Annotated in this window: 20 protein-coding genes; 8 read left to right on the forward strand and 12 right to left on the reverse strand. The window is 67.9% G+C overall.

Annotated elements, in window-relative coordinates:
• Window positions 1-3 precede the first annotated feature (3 nt).
• On the reverse strand, window positions 4-783 hold the full coding sequence (locus tag ACZK4H_RS17970) for a polysaccharide deacetylase family protein (protein WP_099552009.1): 780 nt from the start codon (window positions 781-783) through the stop codon (window positions 4-6).
• A gap of 59 nt (window positions 784-842) precedes the next feature.
• On the opposite strand from ACZK4H_RS17970, the gene grxD reads away from it, so the two are divergent.
• On the forward strand, window positions 843-1,769 hold the full coding sequence (gene grxD / locus ACZK4H_RS17975) for a Grx4 family monothiol glutaredoxin (protein ID WP_099552010.1): 927 nt from the start codon (window positions 843-845) through the stop codon (window positions 1,767-1,769).
• A gap of 76 nt (window positions 1,770-1,845) precedes the next feature.
• On the opposite strand, the gene ACZK4H_RS17980 is transcribed toward grxD, so the two are convergent.
• Window positions 1,846-2,385, reverse strand: a complete 540-nt coding sequence (locus ACZK4H_RS17980) for a DUF924 family protein (protein ID WP_099552011.1) — start codon at window positions 2,383-2,385, stop codon at window positions 1,846-1,848.
• A 43-nt stretch (window positions 2,386-2,428) separates the two neighbouring features.
• On the reverse strand, window positions 2,429-3,205 hold the full coding sequence (locus ACZK4H_RS17985; RefSeq protein ID WP_005414446.1) for an AMP nucleosidase: 777 nt from the start codon (window positions 3,203-3,205) through the stop codon (window positions 2,429-2,431).
• A 153-nt stretch (window positions 3,206-3,358) separates the two neighbouring features.
• On the opposite strand from ACZK4H_RS17985, the gene ACZK4H_RS17990 reads away from it, so the two are divergent.
• The 5 genes from ACZK4H_RS17990 to ACZK4H_RS18010 all read left to right on the forward strand — a co-directional run bounded on the left by ACZK4H_RS17990 (window position 3,359) and on the right by ACZK4H_RS18010 (window position 8,136).
• On the forward strand, window positions 3,359-4,768 hold the full coding sequence (locus ACZK4H_RS17990; RefSeq protein WP_099552012.1) for an amidohydrolase: 1,410 nt from the start codon (window positions 3,359-3,361) through the stop codon (window positions 4,766-4,768).
• Window positions 4,768-6,030 (forward strand): amidohydrolase family protein, encoded by a 1,263-nt coding sequence (locus ACZK4H_RS17995; protein ID WP_099552013.1) that lies wholly within the window; start codon window positions 4,768-4,770, stop codon window positions 6,028-6,030. The genes ACZK4H_RS17990 and ACZK4H_RS17995 overlap by 1 nt, the downstream gene beginning before the upstream one ends.
• A 20-nt stretch (window positions 6,031-6,050) precedes the next feature.
• A complete protein-coding gene (locus tag ACZK4H_RS18000) occupies window positions 6,051-6,683 on the forward strand; it encodes a 2-hydroxychromene-2-carboxylate isomerase (RefSeq protein WP_099552014.1) in 633 nt (210 codons plus the stop codon).
• Window positions 6,684-6,778: 95 nt separating this feature from the next.
• The gene (locus ACZK4H_RS18005; RefSeq protein WP_099552015.1) at window positions 6,779-7,720 is read left to right on the forward strand and encodes a DegV family protein; all 942 of its coding nucleotides are present in this window, start codon (window positions 6,779-6,781) and stop codon (window positions 7,718-7,720) included.
• Window positions 7,721-7,797: 77 nt separating this feature from the next.
• Window positions 7,798-8,136 carry a hypothetical protein gene (locus tag ACZK4H_RS18010; protein WP_006469105.1) on the forward strand — a complete coding sequence of 113 codons (339 nt, stop codon included), beginning with the start codon at window positions 7,798-7,800 and terminating at the stop codon, window positions 8,134-8,136.
• A 143-nt stretch (window positions 8,137-8,279) separates the two neighbouring features.
• Here ACZK4H_RS18010 and ACZK4H_RS18015 read toward each other — a convergent pair whose 3' ends face one another.
• The 4 genes from ACZK4H_RS18015 to ACZK4H_RS18030 form a co-directional block, all read right to left on the reverse strand.
• Window positions 8,280-9,692, reverse strand: a complete 1,413-nt coding sequence (locus tag ACZK4H_RS18015; RefSeq protein WP_099552016.1) for an efflux transporter outer membrane subunit — start codon at window positions 9,690-9,692, stop codon at window positions 8,280-8,282.
• A complete protein-coding gene (locus tag ACZK4H_RS18020; RefSeq protein ID WP_099552017.1) occupies window positions 9,689-10,771 on the reverse strand; it encodes an HlyD family secretion protein in 1,083 nt (360 codons plus the stop codon). Before ACZK4H_RS18020 ends, ACZK4H_RS18015 begins: the two co-directional genes overlap by 4 nt.
• Before the next feature lie 21 nt (window positions 10,772-10,792).
• The gene (locus ACZK4H_RS18025; RefSeq protein WP_099552018.1) at window positions 10,793-12,322 is read right to left on the reverse strand and encodes an MFS transporter; all 1,530 of its coding nucleotides are present in this window, start codon (window positions 12,320-12,322) and stop codon (window positions 10,793-10,795) included.
• 153 nt (window positions 12,323-12,475) lie between these two features.
• Window positions 12,476-13,393, reverse strand: a complete 918-nt coding sequence (locus tag ACZK4H_RS18030; protein ID WP_099552019.1) for a LysR family transcriptional regulator — start codon at window positions 13,391-13,393, stop codon at window positions 12,476-12,478.
• 156 nt (window positions 13,394-13,549) lie between these two features.
• Here ACZK4H_RS18030 and ACZK4H_RS18035 point away from each other — a divergent pair, with 156 nt between their 5' ends.
• Window positions 13,550-13,996: a universal stress protein gene (locus tag ACZK4H_RS18035; protein WP_043400104.1), complete on the forward strand. Its 447-nt coding sequence runs from the start codon at window positions 13,550-13,552 to the stop codon at window positions 13,994-13,996.
• Window positions 13,997-14,001: 5 nt separating this feature from the next.
• Window positions 14,002-14,472, forward strand: a complete 471-nt coding sequence (locus tag ACZK4H_RS18040) for a hypothetical protein (RefSeq protein WP_099552020.1) — start codon at window positions 14,002-14,004, stop codon at window positions 14,470-14,472.
• Between the two features lie 54 nt (window positions 14,473-14,526).
• Here ACZK4H_RS18040 and ACZK4H_RS18045 read toward each other — a convergent pair whose 3' ends face one another.
• The 5 genes from ACZK4H_RS18045 to frmR form a co-directional block, all read right to left on the reverse strand.
• Window positions 14,527-15,972: a GGDEF domain-containing protein gene (locus tag ACZK4H_RS18045; protein ID WP_099552021.1), complete on the reverse strand. Its 1,446-nt coding sequence runs from the start codon at window positions 15,970-15,972 to the stop codon at window positions 14,527-14,529.
• 186 nt (window positions 15,973-16,158) lie between these two features.
• Window positions 16,159-16,989, reverse strand: a complete 831-nt coding sequence (gene fghA, locus ACZK4H_RS18050) for an S-formylglutathione hydrolase (protein ID WP_099552022.1) — start codon at window positions 16,987-16,989, stop codon at window positions 16,159-16,161.
• A 63-nt stretch (window positions 16,990-17,052) separates the two neighbouring features.
• Window positions 17,053-17,412, reverse strand: a complete 360-nt coding sequence (locus ACZK4H_RS18055) for a YqcC family protein (RefSeq protein ID WP_099552023.1) — start codon at window positions 17,410-17,412, stop codon at window positions 17,053-17,055.
• An 8-nt stretch (window positions 17,413-17,420) separates the two neighbouring features.
• Window positions 17,421-18,530, reverse strand: a complete 1,110-nt coding sequence (locus ACZK4H_RS18060) for an S-(hydroxymethyl)glutathione dehydrogenase/class III alcohol dehydrogenase (RefSeq protein WP_005414457.1) — start codon at window positions 18,528-18,530, stop codon at window positions 17,421-17,423.
• A gap of 59 nt (window positions 18,531-18,589) precedes the next feature.
• The gene (gene frmR / locus ACZK4H_RS18065; RefSeq protein WP_005411009.1) at window positions 18,590-18,865 is read right to left on the reverse strand and encodes a formaldehyde-responsive transcriptional repressor FrmR; all 276 of its coding nucleotides are present in this window, start codon (window positions 18,863-18,865) and stop codon (window positions 18,590-18,592) included.
• Between the last annotated feature and the right edge of the window lie 20 nt (window positions 18,866-18,885).

Below are 18,885 nucleotides of genomic sequence, written 5' to 3' on the forward strand. Positions count from 1 at the left end.
GTGTCAGCCGGTAGGCAGCTGCGCCTTCAAGCCGCGCTCGTCCAGCGCCTGCAGCACGCGCTCGATGATCGCCAGATTGTGGCCGTGGGCGGCGCCCTCATGCAGCAGCACGATGGCTCCTGGCTGCAGGTCGGGCAACAGCCGCGCCAGCACGCCCTCCGGCGTGCAGCCGACGCCGTCGTAACCGCGGGCACTCCAGCCCACGCGCACCAGGCCCAGCGCCTTCAACACCGGCGCCACGAACGGGTTGGTCATGCCCACCACCGAGCGGTACCAGCGCACCGGATGCCCGCTCAGGGCCTGCAATGCATGCTGGCAGCCTTCGATCTCGGCCCGCATCGCCGCTGGGCCCAGGCGCCAGAAGCGGGCCTGCGGATGGCTGAGACTGTGATTGCCCAGGTCGTGGCCACGGCGCAGGATCTCGGCCACCAGTTCCGGCTGCGCCAGCGCACGGTCCCCCACCAGGAAGAAGGTCGCACGCGCGTGGTGGCGGTCCAGCAGGTCGAGCACGGCACGGGTTTCCGGGCCGGGGCCGTCATCGATCGTGAGCCAGACACTGTTGCCAGCGTCCGGCACCCGGCTCAGTACCGGCGCGTAGAAACGGCTGTTGGGCAGGAACACCGGCACCATGAACAGCGCATGGCTGGCCACCATCAGCGGCAGCCCCCAGTGCCACCCAGCCTGTACCCAGACCAGGATCACGGCCAGCTGCGACGCCACCAGCCAGGGCAGCCAGCGCCAGGGGCGGGCCGGGATGCGATGCAATGTTCCTGCGTTGCTCATCCCCCATGATGCCATGGGGGTTAGAATTGATGATTCGAATTCCCGGAACCCCGACGTCCATGTCCCTCGATCCCGCCCTGCGTTCGCGCATCGAATCCATCCTCAACGCCAACCGCGTCGTGCTGTTCATGAAGGGCCAGCCGTCGATGCCGCAGTGTGGTTTCTCGGCCAAGGCCGTGGGCGCCCTGCAGGACCTCGGTGTCGAGTTCGCCCACGTCAACGTGCTGGCCGACCAGGAAATCCGTGAAGGCATCAAGGCCTACGGCGACTGGCCGACCATCCCGCAGCTGTACATCGACGGCGAACTGGTCGGCGGCAGCGACATCGTGCTGCAGATGGCCGCCAGCGGCGAGCTGAGCAGCGTGCTGGGCCTGGCCGCACCGGACCGCACCCCGCCGAGCATCACCGTCACCCCCGCCGCCGTGGAAATGCTCAAGGGCGCGCTGGCCGATGCTCCGGGCGCTGCTCTGCAGCTGACCATCGACGCCGGCTTCCAGCCGAACTTCCAGCTGGCCCCGCATGACGAAGGCGCGATCGCTGCCGAATCCAATGGCCTGCGCGTGCAGTTCGATCTGTCCAGCGCTCGTCGCGCCAACGGCATCACCATCGACTGGGTGGACGACATCCGCGGCAAGGGCCTGGCCATCGACAACCCGAACGCGCCGAAGCCGGTGCAGGAAATCAGCGTGCGTGATGCCGACGACCTGGTACGTGCCGGCAACATCACCCTGGTGGACGTGCGCCCGGCCGACGAGCGCACCATCGCCGCCGTCGGCGTGCCGTTCAAGAGCTTCGACGGCAACGGCCGCGCTGAGCTGGAAGCCCTGCCGAAGGACACCGCTCTGGCCTTCATGTGCCACCACGGCGGCCGCAGCGCACAGGCTGCCGAGCAGTTCCGTGCTCTGGGCTTCACCAAGGTGTTCAACGTCACCGGCGGCATCAATGCCTGGTCCGAAGACGTCGACAACGGCGTGCCGAAGTACTGATCGGCCCTGAAAAAGGGGACGGAGGGGATTAAGTCGTTTGTGGCAAAACGACTTAATCCCCTCCGTCCCCTTTTTCTTAGCCGGCGAACCCGCCTTCAGCCAGGTAATCCAGCTCTTCCGCCGTGGGGAAACGACCGAGCACGGCATTGCGATGCGGGAAACGCCCGAAGCGGCGGATGATGTCGCGGTGCAGTTCGGCGTACTGCAGGTACTCCTTGTCACCCAGCACGTCGAACATCGCCACCGAACGGTCCTGGTCCATCGGATCCTCGGAGTGCTCGAACGGCAGGTAGATGAAGGCGCGCAGCTTTGGTACCAGCTGCAGGTCCAGGCCTTCCTCGATGGCGCGCATGGCGTAGTGCCGGGCCAGGCCATCGGTGGCGTAGGAATGGGCGCTCCCACGGAAGCAGTTGCGCGGGAACTGGTCCAGCAGCAGCATCAGCGCCAGCGCGCCTTCGGCGCTGCCCAGCCAATGCTCTCGCGCGCGCGAAGCCGCGGCGAAATGCTCGTCCAGGAACAACTGGCGGAACTGCGCGTCGAACGCATCGTCGCGGGCGAACCACTTCGCAGGGCCCGCTTCTTTCCAGAATTCCACCACTTGCGCGGCAACGTCCATCACCTACTCCCCAGGGCCGGCGCGCCGCGCCAGGCCATCATCATCATTCGTCGAAGCGCAGGTGGCGGACCGACTTGCCGTTGCGCCGGATAAGCTTAAGCGCCTCGATACCGATCTGGATATGGTTTTCCACGAACTGGGAGCTGACCTTGGCATCGGAGGCCTCGGTCTTGACCCCATCGGGGATCATCGGCTGGTCCGAGACCAGCAGCAGCGCGCCACTGGGGATGTGGTTGGCGAAGCCGGCGGCGAACACCGTGGCCGTTTCCATGTCGATGGCCATGCAGCGCATCGCCCGCAGCCGCTCCTTGAAGGCCTCGTCGTGTTCCCAGACCCGGCGGTTGGTGGTGTAGACGGTGCCGGTCCAGTAGTCGTGGCCGAGGTCGCGGATCATGGTCGAGACCGCACGCTGCAGCGCGAACGCCGGCAACGCCGGGACTTCCGGCGGCAGGTAATCGCCCGAGGTACCCTCGCCCCGGATCGCAGCGATCGGCAGCACCAGGTCGCCCAGCTGGTTCTTGCGCTTGAGGCCACCGCACTTGCCCAGGAACAGCACCGCCTTGGGCATCACCGCCGACAGCAGGTCCATGATGATCGCGGCATTGGGGCTGCCCATGCCGAAGTTGATCATGGTGATGCCGTCGATCGTAGCGCTGGCCATCGGCCGGTCCAGGCCGATGACGGGCGCACCGGTCAGTTCGGAAAAGGTGTGCAGGTAGCCACCGAAGTTGGTCAGCAGGATGTGCTGGCCGAACTGGTCCAGGGGCACGCCGGTATACCGGGGCAGCCAGTTGTCGACGATTTCCTGCTTGCTCTTCATGGGCGGTCCGGTACGGCGGGGGGACCGGGTATTTTCAGCCACCCGGCCGGTGCCGTCGAGCCACCGTCGGCAGGCCTGTGAAGAAGGTCACTTGGCAAGCGCGCCACCACCGGGCTAGCGTCGGCGGTTGGACCAGGCTGCAAGGGGAACTGCATGGCATCGACGTTGTTGCGCGCCGGGGTGGCCCTGGCACTGCTTTCATTGAGTACGGCTCCGGCGGTGGGCGCCTCGCGCTTCGTCGCCGATCCCTACCCCAGCACCTACCAGGCCCATCCTGATGCGCCGGTGCTGATCCAGAACGCCACGGTGCTGACCGGTACCGGCCAGCGCCTGGACAACGCCGACGTGCTGCTGCGCGACGGCCGCATCGTCGCCGTTGGCCGCCAGCTGCAGGCCGATGCCGGCGTCACCCGCCTTGATGCACAGGGCAAGTGGGTCACCCCCGGTCTGATCGACGTGCATTCGCATCTGGGTGTCTACCCCAGCCCGGGCGTTGGCGCGCACAGCGACGGCAACGAGGTCACCGCACCGGTCACCGCCAATGTCTGGGCCGAGCACTCGGTGTGGCCGCAGGACCCGGGCTTCGCCACCGCGCTGGCCGGCGGCGTGACCAGCATGCAGGTGCTGCCCGGCTCGGCCAACCTGGTAGGCGGCCGCGGCGTGACCCTGAAGAACGTTCCGGCCATCACCTACCAGGCGATGAAGTTCCCCGGCGCACCGTGGGGCCTGAAGATGGCCTGCGGCGAGAACCCCAAGCGGGTCTACGGCGAAGGCAAGGGCGTGGCCCCGGCCACGCGCATGGGCAACGTGGCCGGCTACCGTGCCGCCTTCATCGATGCCGCCGACTACATCGCCAAGAACAAGCCCAAGCCGGCCAAGCGCAAGGGCTGGTTCGGCAGCGACAAGGGCGACAGCGCCGGGGATGCCGGCGGCAAGCGCGATCTCAAGCTGGACACGCTGGCCGGCGCCATCGAAGGCGACATCCGCGTGCACATCCACTGCTACCGCGCCGACGAAATGGCCACCATGCTCGACCTGGCCAAGGAGTTCGGCTTCAAGGTAGCCGCCTTCCACCACGGCGTGGAGGCCTACAAGCTGGCCGACCGGCTGGCCGCCGACGGCGTCTGCGGCGCGCTGTGGGCCGACTGGTGGGGCTTCAAGATGGAAGCCTTCGACGGCATCCAGGAGAACATCGCGCTGGTTGACCGGCCAAAGAACAGCTGTGCCATCGTCCATTCCGATTCCCCCGAGGGCATCCAGCGCCTCAACCAGGAAGCGGCCAAGGTGATGGCCTCGGCGCGCCGCGCGCGCATGCCGGAGATCACGCCCGAGCATGCCATCACCTGGATGACCGCCAACGCTGCCAGGGCGCTGGGCATCGAGGGCCAGACAGGCACCCTGGAGGCCGGCAAGATGGCCGACGTCGTGGTGTGGAACGGCAACCCCTTCAGTTCCTATGCGCTGGCCGAGCAGGTCTTCATTGATGGCCGCAGGCTGTACGACCGCGGCGTGCCGGCGAGCACGCCGCGTTCCGATTTCCAGCTTGGCCAGGAGGTGCGCTGATGAGCGTGTTGAACGAGCGTCGCCGGGCATGGCCCGGCGCTACCGTGGTGGCATTGTTGTTGCTGGCAACCACGGCATCTGCGCAGGACCTGCTGGTACGCAACGCGACGGTGCATACGGCCAGCACGCGCGGCAGCCTGCAGAACGCCGATGTGCTGGTCCAGGGCGGCGTCATCCGCGCAGTCGGCACCGGCCTGTCCGCACCGGCCGGAGCGACCGTGGTCGAAGCCAACGGCCGGCCGCTGACCCCGGCCCTGTTCGGGGGCATCACCGAGACCGGCATCGAAGAGGTCTCGGGTGAATCGAGCACGGTGGACAGTTCGCTGAAGCTCGGCGAGCAGCCGTTGCGCCCGGAGTTCGACGTCACCCTGGCCTACAACCCGGCCTCGGTGCTGATTCCGGTGACGCGGCTGGAGGGCTTCGGCTTCACCGCACTGGGCGCCGCCACCGGTGGCGGCTTCGTGGCCGGCCAGGGCGGTGTGATGCGGCTGGACGGCAGCGTCGACCCGATCGGCCCGCGCGCACTGTTCCTGCGCCTGGGCTCGGCGGCATCGGAGCTGACCGGGCATTCGCGCGCCGCGCAATGGATGCTGCTGCAGCAGATGGTCGACGAAGCACGCGGCCAGGTTGCTGCGGATTCGCCGCACGCGCTGTTGACCCCGGCCGGGCGCCGCATGCTCAGCCGCTACCTGGCCGGCCAGGGCCGCATCGTGGTGGAGGTCGATCGTGCATCGGACATCCGCCAGCTGCTGCGCTGGGCCGCGCGCGAGAAGGTGAAGATCGCGATTGCCGGTGCCGGCGAAGCCTGGCAGGTCGCGCCGGAGCTTGCCGCCGCACAGGTGCCGGTGTTCGTTGACGTGCTGGCCAACCTGCCGGCCAGCTTCGACCAGCTCGGTGCCACCCTGGAAAACGCCGCGCGCCTGCAGCGTGCCGGCGTGGCGGTTTCCTTCGTGCAGCGCGGCGACGCCACCCACAACGCGCGCAAGATGCGCCAGCTGGCCGGCAACGCGGTGGCCAACGGCCTGCCGTGGGCCGATGGCCTGGCCGGGCTGACCCGGGTGCCCGCACAGGCATTCGGGGTGGCCGACCAGATCGGCAGCATCGAGCCGGGCAAGCGCGCCGATCTGGTGCTGTGGGAAGGTGATCCGCTGGACGTGGCGCACTATGCCGAACAGGTCTGGCTGGGCGGCCGTGCGATGCCGATGCGCTCGCGCCAGACCGACCTGCGCGACCGCTACCTGCAGCGCAACGCGCAGCCCTGACCGCACACGAGGACACACCGATGGCGACACTGCGCTGGTACTTCGACTTCGTCTCGCCCTACTCCTACCTCCACTGGCAGAAGCTGAAGCAGTTGCCGCAGTTCGCGCAGATCCAGACCGTGCCGATCGCCTTCGGTGCGGTGCTGCATCACCTGGGCAACCTGGGGCCGGCGGAAATCCCCGCCAAACGCCGCTTTGCGTATCGCCACCTGCAGTGGACCGCGCAGGCCGAGGGCACCCCGATGCGCTTCCCGCCCGGCCATCCGTTCAATCCGTTATCGGCGCTGCGCCTGTGCCTGGCCGCCGGGGCCAGCGCACAGGCAGTGGACCTGCTGTTCGACTGGATCTGGCGCGATGGCCATGCCGGTGACAGCGCCGAGGCCCTGCGCGAACCGGGGGCGCAGCTGGGCATCGCGGATGTCGCGGCTGCCATTGCCGATCCGGCGGTGAAGGAGCAGCTGCGGCGCAACACGGAGGCCGCCATCAGCGCGGGCGTGTTCGGGGTCCCGACCCTGGCCATCGACCAGGAACTGTTCTGGGGCAACGACGCCCATCCCCTGATGGCGGCCGTACTGGCTGATCCGGCCCTGCTGCTGCAGCCCGAATGGCAACGCCTGGACAGCCTGCCGGTGGCGGTGCAGCGCAATCGCTGAACAGGACGGGGCGCGTTTCCCTCGCGCGCCCGCCCAGGTTTTGAGATAGTTTTCACATTTCCGAACCTACAACCGCCCTGGAGGGGGAGCCGCGGATGCGCATCGGAATCGTCGTCGACTCGGCCTGCGACCTGCCGCAGGACTTCATTGCCGAGCACAACATCGTGCTGCTGCCGATCACCGTCCGCATCGGCGAAGCCGTGCTGGCCGATCACCGCGATGAGCAGGCCACGCTGAGCTTCCTGCACGCGCACGTGGCCGAGCATGGTGCTGAAGCGGAAACCATCCCGTTCAGCGTCAACCAGATCCGCGACCTGTTCCTGCAGCAGCTGGTGATCGATTACGACCACGTGTTCTGCATGACCATCACCAAGACCCGCAGCCCGATCCATGACAACGCGCTGCAGGCCAGCTTCGCCATCCTCAACGACTACAAGCCGGTGCGTCAGGCAGCGGGCTACAACTCGCCGTTCGCGCTGCGCGTGCTCGACACCCAGAACCTGTTCGCTGCCCAGGCGGTGACCGCGGTGGAAGCCGTGCGCCTGCGCGACAGCAATGCCAGCGTGCAGCAGATCCGCGAGCGGCTGGAGGAACTGGCCAGCAACGTGCACGGCTACATGGTCACCCGTGACCTGTACTACATGCGCGCGCGTGCGCGGCACAAGGGCGACCGCAGTGTCGGCCTGCTCAGCGCCGCCCTGGGCAGCGCGCTGGACATCAAGCCGGTGCTGCATGGCTACCGCGGCGAGACCGGGCCAGTCGCCAAGATCAAGGGATTCGACAATGCCGTGCAGAAGCTGTTCGCGGTCGTCGGCCAGCGCGTGCGTGCCGGGCTGATGACACCGACGGTGTGCGTCAGCTACGGCGGTGAGCTGGAAGAGCTGCGCACCCTGCCCGGCTACGCACAGCTGAAAGAGGTCTGCGCCACCCATGGCGTGACCGTGTACGAATCGGTGATGAGCCTGACCGGCATGGTCAACGTCGGCAAAGGCGCGGTCACCGTGGGCTTCGCCGATGGGCCGCATCGGTTCGAGTGAGGCCCCATCACGGCGCGAATCTGCACATCGATTCCACCGCGGCTGTGCCAGTCTTGCCTCACTTCAAGGAGAACTCCATGCCTGCGCAGTACCACATCAGCCTGCCCGACCCGTCCAAGGCCCGTGGCAATGACCCTGACCTGTCCTTCCATTCGCAGGGCGCCGCCGGCTTCGCCGAAGAGCTGCAGGACGCTCTGCGCAGCGGCACGCTGTTCGAGCGCTGGAAGGCCAAGCAGCCCGACCCGGATGCGGTGGAACCGCAGTGGGGCGTGACCGATCCGGACGCCACCGTGACCGGCGAGCAGAAAGACCTGCGCATCAATTTGGTGGCCACCACCCGCATCGACAGTGACGTGTTCAAGCAGCGCCTGCGCCTGCTGGCCGGCCACCATTGGGAACTGCGCGACGTGCGTTGAGGCCCTGCTCTGGTAGATGCCAACCTTGGTTGGCGCTTCAAAAAAGGCCGCCAACCAAGGTTGGCAACTACTGGGACACGAGGTAGTGCCGGCCGCTGGCCGGCATCCACACGCGCCATGAAAATGCTGGCCAGCGGCCGGCACTACCAGCCGCCGCCCAGCGCGCGGTACAGCTCCACCCGAGCGATCGCAGCCGTGGCCTGGCTGTTGGCCAGCGCAGCCTGGTTGTCCAACGCGATGCGCTGGGTGGTCAGCACGTCCAGCATGTCGACCACGCCGGCCTGGTACTGCCGGCGCGCCGCCCCCAGTGCGGTCTCGCTCTCATCCACCGCCACGTGCAGCTGCACGGTGCGCTGCTGTTCGGCGGCGTAGCCATCGATGGCATCGTCCACTTCATGCCATGCCTGCAGCACCGTGCGCTGGAACTGCAGGGACGACTGTTGCTGCTGCAGCTTGCTCAACGCGAGGTTTGCCTTCAGCCTGCCGCCCTGGAAGATCGGCAGGCTGATCGACGGCCCGATGCTGAAGCGATGTGCGTTCCAACCATCCAGATCATCGAGCTGCTTGGCCTGGAAGCCCGCGTCGCCGTTCAAGGTGATGCGCGGCAGGAAACTGGCCTTGGCCACGCCGATGCCGGCCGTTGCGGCATGCAACGCCGCTTCGGCACGACGGATGTCCGGGCGACGCCCGGCCAGTTCGCTGGGCAGCCCCACCGCAACGGCCGGCAGTGCAGGCCAGTCGCGGCGTGCATTCTGCAGCTGCGCATCCAGTGCCTGCGGAGGCTGCGCCAGCAGGAACGCCAGTGCATTGCGCAGCTGCGATTCACGATGCCGCAGTGGCGCGATGCGTGCCTGCAGCGATGCCACCTGCGCGGACGCGCTGGACACCTGCAGCGTGCTGGCCACGCCTTGGCGCTGACGCGCTTCGGTCAGGCGCTTGATGTCGAGGGCGATGCTGAGGTTGTCCTCGGTGATCGCCAGCAGCTGCCGCGTCGCACGCAGCTGCAGGTAATCACGCGCGGTTTCCGCCAGCAACACGATGCGCACTGCATGTGCATCCTCCTCGGCCATCTGCACGCGCGCGTCGGCCGCTTCCACCTGCCGGCGCACGCGGCCCCACAGGTCCAGCTCCCAGCTCAGGCCGATACCGGCCTGGAACAGCCCGTAGTCATCACGACCACCGTTGCCGGATGGATCGTTCAAGCCCACCTCGCTGTTGCGTGCGCGTGCGCCGCTGGCGGTTGCGCTGACGCTGGGCAGACGGTCGGCGGCGGTGATGCCGCGTGCAGCGCGGCTCTGCTGCACGCGGTTGGCCGCCAGCTGCAGGTCCAGGTTGGCAGCCAGCACCTGGCTGGCCAGCTGGCCCAGCAGCGGATCGTCGAAACCGGCCCACCAGGCCGCGTCCTGGTCGATGGCGTTGCCGGCGACAGCCTCACCCCGCCAATGGCTGGGCAGTTCCGCCTGCGGGCGTACGAAGTCCGGACCCATCGTGCAGGCAGCCAGGGCCGTACACAGGGTCGCCGCAACGAAGGTGCGGAACACGGTGACTGCGCTCATGCACCCTCCCCGCTCTTGTGACCCGGACTGTGCTGCACGCTCTGCGCGCGCGCGCGGCTGCCCAGATCGACACTGGCTTCCACCGACATGCCGGCACGCAGCTGGTCCAGCAGCGGCTGGCCCGGCTCCAGCACGATCTTCACCGGAATGCGCTGCACCACCTTGGTGAAGTTGCCGGTGGCGTTCTCCGGTGCGACGGCAGCAAAGGTGACGCCGGTGGCCGGTGCAATGCTGTCGATGTGCCCGCGCAGCGGCTTGCCCGGGAACACGTCCACCTTCAGTTCGACCTGCTGGCCGGCCTGCATGCGGGTCATCTGCGTTTCCTGGAAGTTGGCGACCACGAAGGCACGCTTCAGCGGCACCACCGCGGCCACCGGGGTGCCCGGGGTCAGGTAGGCACCCACGCGCACTGCGCGGCGACCGACCATGCCATCGATCGGCGCGCGCAGCACGGTGTGCGACAGATCCAGTTCGGCGCGCGCCTGCGCCGCTTCTGCACGCTGCACCGCCGCCTGCGCGGCCTGCACGCCCGCGCTGAGGATGTCGGTGCGCTGGCGTGCGGTCGACAGCGCGGCCTGGCCCTGCTGCAGATGCGCACTGGCCACGGCCTGCTTCGACTGCGCCTGCTGCGCGTTCTGCACGGTACCGGCGCCGTCACGGGCCAGTTCGCGGTAGCGCTGCTGGTCGGCACTGGCCAGGGTCAGTTCGGAACGGCTGACATCGACGCTGGCCCTGGCCTGCTCGATCAGCGAGTCCTGCTGGGCCAGTGCGGCCTGCGCATTGGCCAGCTGTGCACGGGCATTGCCGAGGTCGGCACGGGCCGCCTGCAGGGCGACCTGGTAGTCGCGGTCGTCGATGCGGGCGAGCACGTCGCCGGCCTTCACCGACTGGTTGTCTTCTACTTCCACGGCACTGACGAAGCCGGGAATCTTCGGCGCCACCAGGGTGTAGTCAGCCACCACGTACGCATTGTTGGTGGTCTGGTGGCCGCCATCGCGCAGCAGCAGCCAGGCGCCGATGGCCAGGGCCAGCACGCCCAGGCCCAGGCCGGTGTTGAGAGTGGTTCGATTGATCGTCATGAGGGAATTCCTGCGAAAGGTTCAGGCCACGGCACGTGGCGGATGGATGCGGGTGGGCATCCAGGCAATGAGGGGAATGAAGGCCAGCGCCACCAGTGCGACCACCCAGTACAGGTCGGCCGAGGTCAGCGCCTGTACCTGTGCATGCAGGCGCGCGCCCAGCTGCGGGCCATCGGCCAGCCACGGTTGCTCGCCAAGGCGGTCGACCAGCACGGTGGAATGGAAATGACGGCGGCCCTGAGCGACGGCATCCAGTACGCCGCTGGCGAGTACCGCAGCGAAACCCTTGACCGTGTTGAACCACGCCGAGGCGAACGGGCCGTCCTGTGGCGCCAGGCCGCCGGTGGCCAGCATCAGCAGCGGCAGCACCGCCATTGGCTGGGCAAACACCTGCAGCAGCTGCACCCACAGGAAGTTGTCGCGGATCCAGGCCACGTCCAGGTGCGAGCCCAGCCAGCAGGCCAGCGCCAGCATCGCCAGGCCGGTGGCCTGCACCCAGCGGCAGTCCACCGCGCGGATGTTCAACAGGGCCGCCACCATCGGCAGCGCGATCACCTGTGGCAGTGCCACCCACAGCAGCATCGGAGCCGTCTGCAGCGGCCGGTAGCCCTGCACGCTGGCAAGGAAGCCGGACGGGATGGAGATCACCGCCAGCAGCACGAACAGCACGCCGCCCAGCGTCACCAGCGAGTAGCTTAGGTTGCGGTTGGCCAGCAGCTGCAGCTTGAAGAACGGCAAGGGGTGGAACCATTCATTGATCATGAACAGCACCATCAGGCCGGCACCGCCACCGATCATCATCATGATCATCGGCGAGTCGAACCAGTTCAGGCGTGGGCCCTGCACCAGGCCCAGCACCAGCAGCACCAGCGCTGGCAGGCCCAGCAGCAGGCCAACCGTATCGAACTGGGCGAAGCGTTCGAGCCGCAGCGGGTCCTGCGGCAGGCCCCAGCCGACCATCGCCATGGCAGCCAGGCAATACGGCACGATCTGCCAGAACGCCCAGTGCCAGCCCACCTGCTCGACCCAGAATGCAGCCAGTGGCGTGCCCATGCTCGGGCCGAAGGTAGCGGTCAACGCGTAGCCCGCCAGGCCATACAGCTTGATGCCGGGCGGCAGGAAGCGCAGGGCCACGCTCATCAGCAGCGGCGGCAGTGCACCACCGCACAGGCCCTGCAATGCGCGCAGCAGCAGGAACACCTGCAGGTTAGGGGCAAGCGGGCACAGCACGCCCAGCACCATGAAGCCGCCGATCATCGCCAATGCGAAGCGGCGCAGCGAGAAGGTGGCGGCGCACCACGGGGCGAAGGCCATCGCGCTGACCGACATCGCGCTGTAGAGGGCGACGATCCAGCTGCCGTCATCGACGCTGAAACCCATCGCGCCACGGATGTCGGCCAGGGCGACCTTGGTGATGTTCTCGTTGAAGCCCGACACCAGCACCGCCAGCAGCACGCCACACAGGCCGACCAGGACGCGGCGGTCGAGCCCGGGGGCGGCGGCAGGACGGGGGGCTGCGGCGACCGGGACAGCGGCAGCCGGCGTACTCATCGCCGGGCACCGATCCGTGCAGTGCACGGCATATTGAGGGTCATTGGAATGCGCTCAGTGAAACTCCGGGGAGCGCAGTCTAGGGAGCCGGTACCCTGTGAAAAATGGCGTCGCCGGCATCCCAGGCGTGCGTCCGGCGCACGCCTGCCGATGTCAGCGGTGAGCGTCCTCGGCGCGCTCGCACATGGTCTTGATCGAGCGGCGCAGCCACTGGTGCGCGGCATCGTTGTCCAGCCGCGGATGCCAGGCCTGCACGATGGCCGCGGTACGCACCGGGATCGGTAGCGGGAACAGGCGCAACGGCAGGCGCATGCTGACGATCCGCTCCAGCATCACGCTTGGCATCTGCGGCAGGATCAGGTCCGATTCGGCCGCCGCGAAGATCGCACCATGGAAGGTCGGGCTGATCAGCGCCACGCGGCGCTGCAGGCCGAGCGTGGCCAGGTCATCGTCGATCGGCCCACGTGGCAGGCCACGGCGCGACACCGCGATGTGGTCGCACGCGGCAAAGCGCTCGGCACTGATCTCCTCGTCGAACAGGGGATGGTCCTCGCGCGCGGCGCCCATGAACGAGGTACTGAACAGGTTCTGCACCTTGGTGTCGGGCGCGTGCTTGCCGGCGGTGCTGATGTACAGGTCGATCCGGCCCTGCGCCATCGCATCGTCGTCGGTATCGCCTTCGGGCACGAAGCGCAGCACCGCGCGCGGCGCCTGCTGGCGGAACAGTTCACGCAGGCGTCCGCCGAATCCGCCGATGAAGACATCATTGGCGCGGACATTGAAGGTACGCTCCAGGGTGCGCAGGTCGATCTCGCGACCGGCATTGAAGACGCGGTGGGCCTGCTCGATCACGTCGCGGACCTGCTCACGCAACTGCAGGGCGCGGGGCGTGGGCGCCAGCCCGCGGCCGGCACGCACCAGCACCGGGTCACCCAGGGCGGTGCGGATCCGGCCCAGGGTACGGCTCATCGCCGGCGCGCTCAGGTTCATCCGCCGCGCGGCGGCAGCCACGCTGCATTCGTCGATCAGCACATCCAGTGCCAGCAACAGGTTCAGGTCCGGCAGGGGCATGACAGTCTCCAGTGGAGCATTCTCCAGTAAGCCGGATGACTCTACGGCACTCCTGGCCTCCATGGATTGCGTCTGACGCATTCATTGACTGCCGCGCACGGCATGGGTGCGCGCGATGACATCGGCGACCATCCCCGGCCTGCCAAGGAGACATCCATGTTCAATACCCTGCTGGTCGCCCTGGATGGTGGCCCCCAGCACGCGCGCGTGCTGGACCTGGCCGCGGCCATTGCCGGCCCCCGCAGCCGCCTGCACCTGCTGTGCGTGCTCGATCCCGAATTCGCGCTGGCCGCCGATGCCAGCGAAGCCGACCGCATCGAGTACCCGGAAGCCGCCCGCCAGCGCTCCCGCGCCGAGGCGGTGCTGGCCGAAGCCCTGGCCGAGCTGCGCGAGCGCGGCGTCGATGCCATCGCGCAGATCCCCTCCGGCGACCCCGGCGAAGTCATCAGCGACCAGGCCAGGCGGCTGAAGTGCGACCTGATCGTGATCGGCCACCGCCACCTGTCCCGGCTGGAACGACTGTTCGAACCCTCGATCGGGCAATGGACCATCGATCACGCCCCCTGCCCCGTGCTGGTGGAAACCCGCGACCCACAACCCTAGCTGCCATGGCCTCCCGTTCCCCCTTGTTTCCCACCCGGGTCAGCTACCGTGCCTTCGGCCGCCAGTTCGGCCGTGGCGAGCAGGCGCTGCTGGCGGCGATACGCCAGCTGCGTGACCCCGATCTCGTGGCCGATGGACTCGCACAGCTGAGCGGCCTCGGCCTTGATCCTGAAGGCTGCGACGCGTTCATCAACCTGCTGCCACTGCTGGCCGCGCCCGCGGCACCGATCGACCTGCTGCCCGCCGGCTCTCCCTTCATTGCCGCCAGCGAACTGGACCTGCTGGTCTGCCTGCTGCGCATCGCCCAGTGGCGGCATGCACGGCCCCGCGAAGACGACACGCTGGCACCACTGCGGCAGCAGCTGGCACGCTGTGCTGTCGCTGTGCAGGCAGCGAAACTGCCGTTGCGACAGCGATCATTGTCACCTGTCGGGCTGAGGCTGCTCGATCCCACCGGCTGGCTGCGGCAACGATGACCCGGCCACACCGCCCATGTGCAATCACGCACAGGGACCGGGCACCTGGCGCGCTCAGCAATCCATCCTGCCGTGCGAACTGCCCTCGTCGTCGAGCACGTGTGCATGCAGGATCACCTGGTTGCGACCAGCCCGCTTGGCGGCATACAGGCCGGCATCGGCATCCGCCAGCAACTGATCGGCACTGGCCAGCGCCGGCGGATGCAGGTAGCCGACGCCGATGCTGATACTGACCGACCCTTCCGGCAGTGGCAGCGCCGCCACCGCCTCGCGCAGGCGCTCGGCCAGCGCCAGCACACCCGACAGCGGGCTTCCAGGCACGATCACTGCGAATTCCTCGCCGCCATAGCGGGCGACACTGTCACCAGCGCGGCCGGCACTGATCTTCAGGACCGTGGCCACGGCCTGCAGGCAGCGGTCCCCGGCCGGATGTCCGTGGCGGTCGTTGAAGACCTTGAAATGGTCGATGTCCAGCAACAGCAGGCCCAGCTCGCTGCCGCTGCGCCGCGCACGGTTCCATTCCGCCAGCAGCAGCGCATCGAACTCGCGCCGGTTGGCCACGCCGGTCAGGCCATCCTGCCGTGCCAGCTGGTCCAGCGATGCCTGCCGTTCCATCAGGTCCACCTGCAGCAGGATGCTGCGCACGCCGAAGCCCAGCGTTGCCACCACGAAGCCGGTGACCGCCAATGGTCGCGCGTGGTCGACCACCAGCGTCCCGACCACCAGCAGCAGCAGCGGCAGGATCATCGGGCCGGCCGCCTGTACCGTGCGTGCCAGCCGCGGATGCAGCACGAAGCTCGGCGCAGGCGCCCGGCTCAGCGCCAGCAGTGCCAGCAGCAGGAACGGCAGGTCGATCAGCAGGTCGTTGTAGGCACCGAACGACTGCTCCTCGGTGTAGTGGTTGATGTAGTACGCCACCAGCAGGTACACGACGGCGTACATCGCCAGCGCACGGAAGAAGTTGCGCCGCTCCGGAACGTCGCCGACCAGCCAGCGCACCACAGCGAACGCCGCAATGCACAGGTTCTGGATGTCGAACATGCGCTGCATGTTGGCCATCGCGTGGTCATCAACATCGATGCGGGCGGCGAACGATTGCGCGTGCACGAAGAACAGCACACCCAGCAGCGCGGCCATGGCCGCGTCGATCAGGCTGATGCTCAGCCGTTCGCGGCGTGCGCGGGCCAGGATGAACACCAGCGGCACACCGTAAAGCACATACAGGAACAGACTGACCTGCGGCGTGACATCGGCACGGCCCGCGCCCAGCGCATCGACCATGTTGAAGGCCATGCCTCCGCCCCACAGCAGCAGGGCCAGCGCGGTGGCGCGCCACCCCAGCGCGGCGCCATCGCGGCGGGCCCGCCACAGGCAGGCGGCAGCGGCCAGCAGCGGGGCGCCGGTCAGGAACACGAACGAACCCGCACCGACGGGCCCCGGCCACATGGCCAGGACCAGGCCGTGGCACAGCACATACAGCAGCGCCAGCACTACCGGCATGCATCCCCCGATCAGCAAGGCCGTATGGGCGCACGATAGCCCCGCCCGCGCCACAGCGGCGTGATCCACTGCTGCAAGACGACACTCCGCGTGCACCGCCATGGTAGCGCCGGCCGCTGGCCGGCAATCCCAGGGAATCACAGGGCTGCAGGTTGCCGGCCAGCGGCCGGCACTACCGGAAAGCCTTCAGCCGTGCAGGGCGCGAGCGTGGTGGGCGATGTGCTCGCCGATGAAACTGGCGATGAAGTAGTAGCTGTGGTCGTAGCCGGGCTGCAGGCGCAGGGTCAGCGGGTGGTTGGCGGCATCGCAGGCCTGCTGCAGGCGCTCGGGTTGCAGCTGGGCCTGCAGGAATTCATCGGCATCACCCTGGTCGACCAGCAGCGGCAGGCGCTCGCTGGCGGTCGTCAGCAGCGCGCAGGCATCCCACTGCGCCCAGTCGACCGGGTTGTCCCCCAGATACGCGTGGAACGCCTTCTGCCCCCACGGTACATGGCTGGGCGCGACGATCGGTGAGAACGCCGACACGCTGCGGTAGCGCCCCGGGTTGCGCAGTGCGATCACCAGCGCACCATGGCCGCCCATCGAGTGGCCGCTGATGCCACGCGCATCGGTGACCGGGAAATGCGCCTCGATCAGTGCCGGCAGCTCCTGTGCCACGTAGTCGTGCATGCGGTAGTGCTTCGCCCACGGTGCACGGGTGGCATTGAGGTAGAACCCCGCCCCCTTGCCCAGGTCATAGCCCTCGGCATCAGCCACGTCATCGCCGCGCGGGCTGGTATCAGGCGCAACGATGATCACGCCGTGCTCGGCCGCATAGCGCTGCGCGCCGGCCTTGGTGATGAAATTCTGCTCGGTGCAGGTCAGGCCGCTCAGCCAGTACAGCACCGGCAACGTCTGCGTTTCCGCCTGCGGCGGCAGGTACACGGCGAACTGCATGTCGCAGCCCAGCGTGGTGGAATGATGGCGGTAGACGTCCTGCCAGCCGCCGAAACAGGCGCGGTGTTCAATGCGTTCCATGGTGCTCTCCTGCGCGGCGCGTCAGCGCACGCGTGCTTCTGGTAGATGCCGACCTTGGTCGGCTTATCCACGCGCGGCGTGGATGCCTTTGTTGATCCGTTCATCCAGCTGCGCCAGCAGGCGCAGCAACGACTCGACGCCAGGCTGGCCATCAAGATTGCGCCAGGCCGCCACGGCCACATCGCTGCGCGGCGGCCACTGCCCGACCGCGCGCGCCTCGTAGAGGCGCGGCAGGAACACCTGCGCAAGCCACTGCTCGAACGGCATGCCATCGTCGCTGCCGAAGGCCGAGGTCACCGCACGCGGTGGCCCCACCTCGCCCACTACCCAGCCCAGCGCACGCAACGCCTGCTCGATCGGCACCACCAGGGCCGCGCGCGGGTCTTCCGCACGCGGCCGGCGCAGGGCATCGAACCAGCCCATGACGCGGCTCAGTAGTGGACCACCGAACGGATCGACTTGCCTTCATGCATCAGGTCGAAGGCGTCGTTGATCTTGTCCAGGTCCATGGTGTGGGTGACGAACGGAGCCAGTTCGATATCGCCCTTCATCGCATCCTCGACCATGCCCGGCAGCTGGCTGCGGCCCTTCACGCCGCCGAAGGCGGTGCCCATCCACTTGCGCCCGGTCACCAACTGGAACGGACGGGTGGAGATCTCCTGGCCCGAACCGGCCACGCCGATCACCACGCTCTGGCCCCAGCCACGGTGCGCGCATTCCAGCGCCGCGCGCATCACGTTGACGTTACCGATGCACTCGAAGCTGTGGTCCACGCCCCAGGTGGTCATTTCAACGATGACCTGCTGGATCGGCTTGTCGAAATCCTTCGGATTGATGCAGTCGGTGGCACCGAATTCGCGCGCCAGCTCGAACTTGGACGGGTTGGTGTCCACCGCGATGATGCGGCCGGCCTTGGCCTGGCGTGCACCCTGGATCACCGCCAGGCCGATGCCACCGAGGCCGAACACGGCCACGCTGTCGCCTTCCTGCACCTTGGCGGTGTTGTGCACCGCGCCAATGCCGGTGGTGACGCCACAGCCGAGCAGGCAGACGTGCTCCGGGTTGGCGTCCGGGTTGATCTTCGCCAGCGAGACCTCGGCAACGACGGTGTACTCGCTGAAGGTCGAGCAGCCCATGTAGTGGTACAGCGGCTCGCCGTTGTAGCTGAAGCGGCTGGTGCCATCCGGCATCACGCCCTTGCCCTGGGTAGCGCGCACCGAAACGCACAGGTTGGTCTTGCCGCTCTTGCAGAACAGGCACTCGCCGCACTCGGCGGTGTACAGCGGAATCACGTGGTCGCCGGGCTTGACGCTGGTCACGCCCTCGCCGACCTCCACCACGATGCCGGCGCCTTCGTGGCCCAGCACCACCGGGAACAGACCTTCCGGATCATCGCCGGACAGGGTGAACGCATCGGTGTGGCAGACACCGGTGTGGGTGATCTTGACCAGCACTTCGCCCTTCTTCGGCGGGGCGACGTCGATCTCGACGATCTGCAGCGGCTGGCCGGGACCAAAGGCGACGGCGGCACGGGACTTCATGGGTGGACTCTCCAGAGACAGGCAATGACAGGATGGGCGGCGCCATGTTGCGCCGTCGTTTACTTCAGGTACGAGCGGATCAACGCGCTCATGTCGCGCACGCGTTCGGCGCGTTGTTCATCGGAGGCTGCGGGCTGCCCGAACTCCTCGCGCAGATGAGCCTCCATCACCTCGGACATCAGGCCGTTGACCGCGCCACGGATGGCCGCGATCTGCTGCAGCACCGGCCCGCAGTCGGCACCGGCTTCCAGCGCGCGGTCCAGCGCATCGCACTGGCCGCGGATGCGGCGCACGCGGGCCAGGACCTTCTTTTTCTCTTCGGGGGAGTGCGGCATGGCGAAGCCACCTCGAAACT

Source organism: Stenotrophomonas sp. 78350_Sma (assembly GCF_056482105.1).